Raw genomic sequence first — 9602 nt, forward strand, 5'->3', positions numbered from 1 at the left:
ATTAAACCTCCTTAATCTTATTTATATACTTCAATCGCAGCATCTGGGCACATTCTTGCGCATATGCAGCATCCGATACAAGCTTCCATATTAACTGGTACTACGTATTCATAACCTTTTGCATTAACCTTGTCTCCTAAAGCGAGCACACCTTTAGGACAAAATTTAATACAATATTGACAGCTTTTACATCTTTCTGAGCTAATCTCTACTTTTGCCATTTTGATTAAACTCTCCTCTCAAAATAAATTTGTTTTTATTCGTGCCATGGATATGTCAGATATAAATGAATAGGCAGCAAAGGCATATCTATTTTATCTTTTACTTCATCATACAAAGTATCTTTAACGCAGGTAAAATCTATATTTATAAGCTTTCCAATCATTTTGTCCATTTTTAAGTTTCCTTCTATTACTTCTTCCGCTGTTGTTGAAATTCCGTTATTGGGATTACTTATCATGTGTATTTTATCTAATTTGATATGAGATATTTTCAATATTGACGAAAGCGTTCCATCAATATGATTCAAATTACCAGACCAAGGCCTGAATGCATTCAACACATAATAAACAACTGTGCTGTCTTGATTTATTTTAGGAGCAAATCCCCCTATAGCACGTGCACCTATATCATTACCTCCAACATCCATAACTGCATAACAGCTTTCATCCTTCAATAGAAGGTTAACACCGCCTACCATTGTGGGCGCATCATAAAACTGTTCTTGGTGGTGAAAAATAATACCCATACTCTCAATCTCACTTTTAATATCTCTAGACCTAAAAAGCGGCTTTGTCATATCCATATCAAAAAAGTGTACCGGCTTCTCATTAAGAAGAGTAAGGTATTTAGCAAAGTTTATTGCAATTTCACTTTTGCCACTTCCCGCTTCACCAACAAAAACAAAATTCGTTTTATTTTTGGTGAACTTTTTAATATCAATATTCATAGTGCGCCTCCAATTAATTTGATGTTTTTATTATTTAACTGCAGAAGCAGATAACACAAGCGATAAATACTTTTCTTCTGCTGTTGCTCCTCTTGAAGTTATAACAATAGGCACCTTTGCTCCAACTACAAAGCCTGCCATTTTAGCACCTGCTGAATAAATTAATGCTTTTGATAATATATTTCCTGTTGTAATATTAGGAGCTATTAAAATATCTGCATCTTGGCAGACAGGACTGCTGTATCCCTTTATTTCAGCTGACTCTTTGCTCATTGTTAAATCATAGGAAATTGGGCCTTCTACTATGCAGTTTTTTATCTCCCCAGATAGATTCATTTTTTTAAGAGCATCCGCATCAACAGTTTCAGGCATCTTTGGATTTACATTTTCAACTGCCGCCAAAACTGCAACCTTAGGATTTTCATACCCCATATCAACTAATGTATTTACTGCATTCTCTATAATCTGCTTTTTCTCTTCTAAATTTGGATACATCATCATTCCGCCATCTGTAATTGCTAAAAGCTTATGATAACCAGGCACTTCATGTAATGCAAGTATAGACATTACTCTTCCAGTTCTAAGACCTTTTTCCTTATTAACTACAGCTCTTAGTAAATCTGCAGTCTGAATTTTACCCTTCATTATAAAATCAGCTTTATTATCATTAATTAACTTTACAGCTGTTTCTGCTGCAACTGCATCATTTTCAACATCTATAATATTGCTTTCTTCCAGCTTAACATTAAGACTTTGCAGAACCTTCTTTATTTTATCCTTGTCCCCTATTAAAACAGGCTCTACAATATTATCCTTTACTGCTCTAAATACAGCCTCAAGGGTATGCTCATCCTGTGCAGACACAACAGCTACTTTCTTCTTTTTTTCATTATTTTGTACTTTCTTTATTAATTCATCAAAACTTCTAAATTCCATTTAATTCACCCCTCATGCTATGATAAAGCAAATATTGTGCCAAAAAAAATACAGGCTTAAAGCCTGCATTTTCATTAAATAACTGTTTATAAATTATTTTATTGTTTATTATAATTAACATAATGTTATCATTAGTTAACAAACTATGTTAGGATTTTGTCTTTTTCCAAAGAGAAGTTCTGCTAATTCCAAGCTGCCTTGCTATTTCTGTTTTAGACATGCCTTGTTTTAAAAGCATTTCTATAACCTTTTCTTCTACATACTTATTTATTTCTTTTAAATCAATAGGTTTCTTACTAATGTCTGAATCATCACTACAGGATTCATTACTAACCTTTATAAGTTCACCTTCATCTAAATCTATTTCACCGAAAATTATATATCTTTGAGCCATGTTTCTAAGTTCTCTTACATTACCAGGCCATTCATACCTTATAAGCTTTTCTTTAAGCTCTTCACTAATATTTAATTCTAAAGCTTCTTTTGAGAATTTATTTATATAATATTTAAATAAAGGTATAATATCCATCTTTCTTTCTCTAAGTGAAGGAATATGAAGTTCTAATATGTTTAGCCTGTAAAACAAATCGCTCCTGAAGCTTCCCTCTTTAACTTTATCAATCAGATTTTCATTTGCAGCTGCAATAATTCTTACATCTAACGGAATGACATAATCTGAACCTATTCTCATTATTTCTTTTTCCTCAAGCACACGAAGAAGCTTTGCCTGAAGACTTAAAGATATACTGTTTATTTCATCTAAAAATATTGTACCCTTATGAGCAAGCTCAAACAGTCCTGCTTTTCCCCCTTTCCTTGCCCCTGTAAAAGCACCTTCCTCATAACCAAAAAGCTCGCTTTCAAGCAAAGTTTCCGATATGGCTGCACAGTTAACAGCTACAAAAGCCTCCTCACTTCTGCCGCTCAGGTTGTGGATACTCTGTGCTATCATTTCCTTTCCAGTACCGCTTTCACCATAAATCATTACAGTATTATCAGTTTGTGCTATTTTCATTGCTTTTGACAAAGTGTTTTTCATGCTAGGGTCGTAAGCAATAATATCCTTAAAACTATATTTAGTAACTAATCCTTTTTTATTTAGCTCAAATCTTATCTTTTTTTCTAAATTTTGAAGCTTCGTTATATCCTGAAAAGAACATATAACTCCACGAACTTGTCCATCAACTTCTAATAAAGTAGTATTTGATGCAATAACTATCTTTTTTAAGCTTTTTATTTCGTTATACTCATTTGTTTTATTTTTTAATATATCTAACATAAAACTAAGCTCTGGATATACATTTAATAGCTGCTTATCCATTACATCCCTAGTTTGCTTCTTTAAAATAGCTTCTGCTCTTTCATTGTGAAGTATAATTTTGCCCTCTGTGTTTATAGCTACTACAGCATCATGAACTCCATCTAAAATACTTTTTAAAACCTGATTTTTATATTTCTGTTCCTGTAAATTATCTATTAATTCCCTGGCATAGTTTATGCCTTCATAAATGGATTCCTTACTAGCTCCTATGCTTATATTGTCCATTTCAAATTTTTTAGCATAGCTGCAAGGTATACCTCCTCCAACGATTACTATTTCATCCTTTTTATCTATATATTTAGTTACCTTATCCTCAATCTCATCCATGGAATGAAATCTTTCAACTATAATATTCTGACTGACAATATTATTCCACTGCTCATAATCAAAATATTCCAGGTCAGAAATTACTAAAATTATATCTTTATTGTATTTGCTTGCTGCTCTTATAGCCTGCAGTATATCCAAAGTACTTACCTTTAAATGAATAACAGGAACATTAACCCTGCCGACAGTATGCCTGTATCCGCCGCTTCTTCCTATTATTGCTTTAGCTCCCATGCTCTCAAGCATTTTTCCCTGTTCTTCAATTCTTGCAGAATCTAATATATCTATTATTATCTCTCCATTTTTCACTTCATCTGGAAATAATTCTATAATGCTATTCTTAAGTCCAGCATCAGATGCGATTACTCCTATTTTTCTATCCATGGTCAAAGCTCTCCTTAGTGCTTAATTAGCATCTTAATAATATGTAATTTTATTTTAATAAAAAAACATTACCACAACAATAATTTAAACTAAATTACATTGTAATTAAAGTTTTTTTAATTTATTATTGATATTAATATATATCTCCATTTTTACTATTATAAAAGGTATTAAAACAAATTATATACAAATAATTAATTTGTCATAATTAAATTATAGAAAAGGAGCGAAGTCTTATGACCTCATTTATTAAGGAACAAATAAATATTTTGGTAGTAGATGACGAAGAAAGTATAGTTGAATTTATTAAAATGGGTTTAGAAGCTGAAGGCTACAATGTTTATTCAGCCTTTGATGGTTTTGAGGCTGTTTCACTAGCTAGAAAATTAAAGCCGCAAATAATTATTTTAGATATTATGCTGCCTGGAATGAATGGTTATGAAGTCTGTACTGAAATAAAAAAATCTATAAAGACATCTATTATTATGTTAACTGCAAGGGATGACGTAGATGATCGTGTTAAAGGCTTAAATCTCGGTGCAGATGATTATATGGTAAAACCTTTTAGCTTTAAGGAGTTGATTGCACGTATTAATGCTAGATTACGGAATAGCTTTCCTGAGTTAAGTGATGTAAATCATATTGGAGAGTTTGCTATAGATGATAGAGCTCATGAAATTACCTATCGTAATAAAGTATTAGATTTACCTCCCACACAATATAATTTACTTAAATTTTTACTTCTAAATAATGGACTAGTACTTAGCAAATCATTAATTCTTGAAAAGATTTGGGGCTATGACTTCAATGGAGAAGAAAATATCGTTGAGGTATATATAAGATATCTACGTGATAAGATTGGTGATAAAGATCATAATATTATTAAAACTGTCCGTGGAGTAGGCTATAAGGTGGTATTATGAAAAGAAAAATAGTAAATAAATTTAATTTTAAGAGTTTACAGTGGCAGCTGCTATCTCGCTTCTTCTTAATATTAATTGTTTTATTGTTTATAATGGGATTATCTCAATATTTAACTACCAAAAACTATTTATATAAAAGTAAAGCAGAAATATTATCAGCAAGATTTCACGATATTGATCTTAAATTTTTAATGACAATAAAAACAACAGAAGCAATTAAAGAAAAATCTTCTTATATTATAAACGAATTAGCTAGCGTAAATATAAGTGTAGCTATCATAGATAAAAATGGTACTTCCTTGGCAGACTCTAAAGATTTTATCAATGTAATCTCTGAAAAGCCATTTAGAAATGATAAACGTAAATATAGACCTAATTATATTACTTCTATACCTAAACTTTCCATAAATGATTATACACAAGTGCTCAATGAGTATGGTAATATAGAAAAGCTCTATAAATTAGTTAAAGATGACAATGGTAATTTACATTTAGTTATGTGGCGTAAAATAGGTTCTTTAGATTACCCTTCAGGATTAATTCAACTAAGTACTCCAGCCCAAGATGCTGCTGATATACTTAAAAACCAAATATATATATACATTGGAGTTTCCATTTTAATACTAATTATAGGTGCTATACTTGGGGGAACAGTTTTTAAACAGACTTTAAATCCTTTATATAATATGACTAGAACCATTGAGGAGATTAACATAAATCAATTACACACCAGGCTGCCCGAGAATACTGGTCAATCAGAAATTGACAGATTATCTAACTCTTTTAATAATATGCTTCAAAGAATAGAAAACTCCTTTGAAAAAGAGCAAGCTATTAAAGAAAAAATGCGCCAATTTGTTTCTAATGCCTCTCATGAGCTTAGAACCCCTCTTACTTCAATACATGGATTCGTGGAAGTATTATTAATGGGTGCTGCTAAAAATGAAAAACAGCTTGATTTGGCCTTAAATAGTATATTAGTAGAAAGTGAAAGACTTACTAAATTAGTTAATGACCTTTTAATGTTGACTAAATTAGAACAACAAGTATCAGTAGAAATGAATACAGAGAATATTAATAATGTTATAAACGAAGTGTTTCCTCAGCTTCAAATACTTTCTGGAAAAAGAAAAATACAATTACAGTTAGAAGATAATATAAAGGTTAATATAAATAAAGATCAGATAAAACAGGTCATATTTAATTTAGTACAAAACGCAATTCAACATACGGATAAAAATACAGGCATTATTACTATTTCTACAAGTATTGATAGTAATTTTGCAGTTTTAGAAATAAAGGATAATGGAACAGGCATATCAGAAAAGCACCTTAATCAAATTTTTGATAGGTTTTTCAGAAGTGAGTCTCACAGATCCCGTGAACATGGAGGATATGGTTTAGGTCTTTCCATTGTTAAGTCTATAATAGATGCACATGAAGGAAAAATTACAGTAAAAAGTAGTCTAGGAATAGGTACCACCTTTTCTATATATCTAAAACTGATAAAATAACACTAATATAATTTTATATTAACAAATAAACACTATGAAAATTTGAATAATTTTCATAGTGTTTTTATTATGATTGCGTCCTTAAATTTAAACTATTTTATTCTCTTATAAGTTGGTATATATTTATTATTTTTTAAAGCTCTACATTTTTTCTCAGCTATTTCTAAGCTAACACTAATGTATTCTTAAGCTTTACTCTATATAATCTAAATTGTTGCAGCAAGTAGCAAATAATAATTAACGTTTGTAGGTGATAAGCTTTGATTTTCAATGTACTAGGACTTACTTTATTAATTATATTAATTCTTATTCTAGTTTTAATATTTATTACCAGTAATACCAATCCAGTTTTTACTGAAAGAAGTTTTTATGCTCTTGGTACTGTAATGTATTTAAAAGCATTTGGTAAAAAGGGAGAAATAGCAATTGAAAAAGCAATAGAAAGACTTATTGATATCGACAATAAAATGTCAGCCTTTAAAGATTACAGTGAGATATCAAAGATAAATAGGAATGCAGGAATGCTGCCACAGATTGTAAGCTACGATACCTATTCTGTAATAGAAAAATCTATAAAATATAGCGAGCTATTAGAAGGAACTTTTGATCCAACTATAAGACCTTTAGTATCTCTTTGGAATATAGGTACAAAATATGAGAAAATTCCAAAACAAAATGAGATAGATGAAAAACTAAAGCTTGTTAACTACAAAGATATAATTATAAATAAAACCGATAATTCTATTGGATTAAAGAAAAAAGGTCAAGCCCTAGATGTAGGTGGAATAGCTAAAGGCTTTGCAGCAGATGAAATCAAAAATATATTTGTAAAATATGATATAAAAAGTGCCTTAATAAACCTTGGCGGAAACATTTTAGTTTTAGGTAATAAAAATGATGGTACCCCTTGGAAGGTTGGTATTCAAAACCCATTTAAACCTCGTGGAGAGTATATCGGTATACTTACTGCAAAAGATAAATCAATAGTTACTTCTGGTAATTATGAAAGATTCTTTATGAAGAATGGTAAAACATTTCATCATATAATTGATCCTAAGACTGGATACCCTTCTGAAAGTAAAGTTGTAAGTGCTACTATAATTTCTGATAAATCTATAGATGGTGATGGCTTATCTACAGGTGTTTATATTATGGGAATAGATAAAGCTATGAACCTTATAGAATCTATAAAAGGAATAGATGCTATATTTATAACGGAAGATAAAAAAATTTATGTTACATCTGGAGTTAAAGATAACTTTAAATTATTTAACAATGAATTTATATATAATAAAAATTATTAATTAGAAAAGGAGTTATGAAAATGATAAAAAAAATACAAAAATTACAAATTTTTAGACATATTGTACAGGCAATTTCATTTTTTCTATTACCAGGTCTTTATATGCTGGCATTTAGTGAATTTAAAAAAATCTATGAAATGATTATTGATGGCAACTTTCACTTTATTCAAAACTTCCCATCATTAATAGAATTTATAACCGTTATTGTTTTAACTATACTATTAGGTAGATTTTTCTGTGGTTGGTTCTGTGCCTTTGGTACTTATAATGATTGGATTCACCTCATATCTAAAAATATTTTTAAAATTAATTTTAAGGTTAATGACAAAGTTGATTCTATTTTAAAATATGTAAAGTATTTAATTTTATTAATGCTTTTAATTATTGTATGTACTATGGGAAGTAATATCTTTAATAATACAAGCCCTTGGGATGCCTTCGCTCAAATAACTGATTTCTCTTACGTTTTATCACAGTTAACTATTGGATTTATTCTTCTACTTCTGATAACAATAGGAGCCTTCTTTGTTGAAAGATTTTTCTGTAGATATTTGTGTCCCTTAGGTGCTATATTTACTATATTTTCCAAAATAAGCATATTTAAAATTAGTAAGCCAAATGATAAATGTGGAAAATGTAGCATCTGTACAAATAATTGTTCGATGGGATTACCTCTATATAAAGTTAATGCTGTTCGGGGAGGAGAATGTATAAATTGTTTAAAATGTGTAGATGTATGTCCTAGAAAGAATACACAAGCTAATGTGCTTGGTGAAAATGTTAATCCAGCATTAGCAAGTTCAGTTGCCATAGCTGCATTTGCAGGTGTATATGGTTTTAACAATTTTACCAGTACGGTTTTAACAAACAGCGGACTAGCTTCAACTTCCAGTGTGGTAGAAAGCAGCATAAATAGTCCTTCTGAAAAGTATAAAGATGGAACTTATACAGGAACAGGTACCGGCTTTAGAGGTGGTACAACTAAAGTTTCAGTTACAATAAGTAACGGTAAAATTTCCAGTATAACTACAGTTTCTCACCAAGATACACCGGATTTTTATGAAAGAGTTATAAATACTATTACAAAGAAAATAATTTCTACTCAATCAACTTCCGTAGATACAATTTCAGGTGCTACTTATAGTTGTAAAGGAATTATTGAGGCAGTACAAGATGCCTTAAACCAAACTTTAGAAGGTTCCTCAACAAATAACACAACTGCTTCTAGTGATAATACTTCTAATGATAAAAATGAGGAAAATACAGCTAATTCATCATCAGATGTAAAACAAGATAGACCAAGTAATCCCCCTTTTATCAAAGGTAAAAAACATGGTGGTGAAGGTACTTTTCCATCAAATGAAAACAACTTAGGTAACAATAATACTGCGGAGAATAATGGAACTAATAGTTCTAGCTCTAACCCAAGTACTAGTTCAAGCTCTACTCAACAAAGTTATAAAGATGGAACTTATACCGGAACAGGTACTGGCTTCAAAGGTGGTACAACAAAAATTTCAGTTACTGTAAAAAATGGTAAAATAACCGAAATTAAAACAATATCAATGGAAGATACTCCAAGATATTATGAATATGTAGAAAGTGTGTTACCTGATAAAATAATTTCAGCTCAGTCAACTTCCGTTGATACTGTTTCTGGTGCTACTTTTACTAGTAGAGGAATTATAGAAGCAGTAGAAGATGCATTAAGTCAAGCTAAATAATAAAACTATATTAAAATTTATATAAATTAGTTTCTATATAAAAAATCCAGTAGAATGCTTACAGTTTATTCTACTGGATTTATTTTATCATTTGTGGTTTAACCACTGGAATACTATTTATTATTAGAACTTAAAAACTCATCTATAGCCTTGGCAGCTTTTTTACCAGCTCCCATAGCAAGAATTACTGTTGCAGCACCTGTAACTGCGTCTCCGCCTG

The 9602-nt window shown here is 30.3% G+C and carries 8 protein-coding genes; 4 read left to right on the top strand and 4 right to left on the bottom strand.

The features are described 5' to 3' along the window. Positions 1 to 17: 17 nt before the first annotated feature. The 4 genes from M2651_RS12970 to M2651_RS12985 all read right to left on the bottom strand — a co-directional run bounded on the left by M2651_RS12970 (position 18) and on the right by M2651_RS12985 (position 3917). Positions 18 to 221, bottom strand: coding sequence for a 4Fe-4S binding protein (locus M2651_RS12970; protein ID WP_252132764.1), 204 nt, complete (start codon positions 219 to 221; stop codon positions 18 to 20). A gap of 35 nt (positions 222 to 256) precedes the next feature. Beyond that, the gene (locus tag M2651_RS12975; protein WP_252132765.1) at positions 257 to 949 is read right to left on the bottom strand and encodes a DnaB helicase C-terminal domain-containing protein; all 693 of its coding nucleotides are present in this window, start codon (positions 947 to 949) and stop codon (positions 257 to 259) included. A gap of 30 nt (positions 950 to 979) precedes the next feature. Continuing rightward, positions 980 to 1885 carry a bifunctional enoyl-CoA hydratase/phosphate acetyltransferase gene (locus M2651_RS12980; RefSeq protein ID WP_252132766.1) on the bottom strand — a complete coding sequence of 302 codons (906 nt, stop codon included), beginning with the start codon at positions 1883 to 1885 and terminating at the stop codon, positions 980 to 982. A 148-nt stretch (positions 1886 to 2033) separates the two neighbouring features. Continuing rightward, positions 2034 to 3917: a sigma 54-interacting transcriptional regulator gene (locus M2651_RS12985; RefSeq protein WP_252132767.1), complete on the bottom strand. Its 1884-nt coding sequence runs from the start codon at positions 3915 to 3917 to the stop codon at positions 2034 to 2036. A gap of 236 nt (positions 3918 to 4153) precedes the next feature. On the opposite strand from M2651_RS12985, the gene M2651_RS12990 reads away from it, so the two are divergent. From M2651_RS12990 to M2651_RS13005, 4 genes are all read left to right on the top strand, one after another. After that, positions 4154 to 4840, top strand: a complete 687-nt coding sequence (locus M2651_RS12990) for a response regulator transcription factor (RefSeq protein ID WP_252132768.1) — start codon at positions 4154 to 4156, stop codon at positions 4838 to 4840. Next, positions 4837 to 6354, top strand: a complete 1518-nt coding sequence (locus tag M2651_RS12995; protein ID WP_252132769.1) for a sensor histidine kinase — start codon at positions 4837 to 4839, stop codon at positions 6352 to 6354. Before M2651_RS12990 ends, M2651_RS12995 begins: the two co-directional genes overlap by 4 nt. Before the next feature lie 260 nt (positions 6355 to 6614). Then, complete coding sequence (locus M2651_RS13000) at positions 6615 to 7658, top strand: FAD:protein FMN transferase (protein ID WP_252132770.1); 1044 nt, start codon at positions 6615 to 6617, stop codon at positions 7656 to 7658. A 20-nt stretch (positions 7659 to 7678) separates the two neighbouring features. Further along, positions 7679 to 9382 carry an FMN-binding protein gene (locus tag M2651_RS13005; RefSeq protein WP_252132771.1) on the top strand — a complete coding sequence of 568 codons (1704 nt, stop codon included), beginning with the start codon at positions 7679 to 7681 and terminating at the stop codon, positions 9380 to 9382. The last annotated feature ends 220 nt before the right edge of the window (positions 9383 to 9602 follow it).

The sequence above is a fragment of the Clostridium caldaquaticum genome, from assembly GCF_023806125.1.
Taxonomy (GTDB): Bacteria; Bacillota; Clostridia; order Clostridiales; family Clostridiaceae; genus Clostridium_AT; species Clostridium_AT caldaquaticum.

What these genes read in the sequence shown, in the direction of transcription:
- M2651_RS12970 (WP_252132764.1), bottom strand. Translation starts at nt 221, where the DNA reads ATGGCAAAAGTAGAGATTAGCTCAGAAAGATGTAAAAGCTGTCAATAT.
- M2651_RS12975 (WP_252132765.1), bottom strand. Translation starts at nt 949, where the DNA reads ATGAATATTGATATTAAAAAGTTCACCAAAAATAAAACGAATTTTGTT.
- M2651_RS12980 (WP_252132766.1), bottom strand. Translation starts at nt 1,885, where the DNA reads ATGGAATTTAGAAGTTTTGATGAATTAATAAAGAAAGTACAAAATAAT.
- M2651_RS12985 (WP_252132767.1), bottom strand. Translation starts at nt 3,917, where the DNA reads ATGGATAGAAAAATAGGAGTAATCGCATCTGATGCTGGACTTAAGAAT.
- M2651_RS12990 (WP_252132768.1), top strand. Translation starts at nt 4,154, where the DNA reads ATGACCTCATTTATTAAGGAACAAATAAATATTTTGGTAGTAGATGAC.
- M2651_RS12995 (WP_252132769.1), top strand. Translation starts at nt 4,837, where the DNA reads ATGAAAAGAAAAATAGTAAATAAATTTAATTTTAAGAGTTTACAGTGG.
- M2651_RS13005 (WP_252132771.1), top strand. Translation starts at nt 7,679, where the DNA reads ATGATAAAAAAAATACAAAAATTACAAATTTTTAGACATATTGTACAG.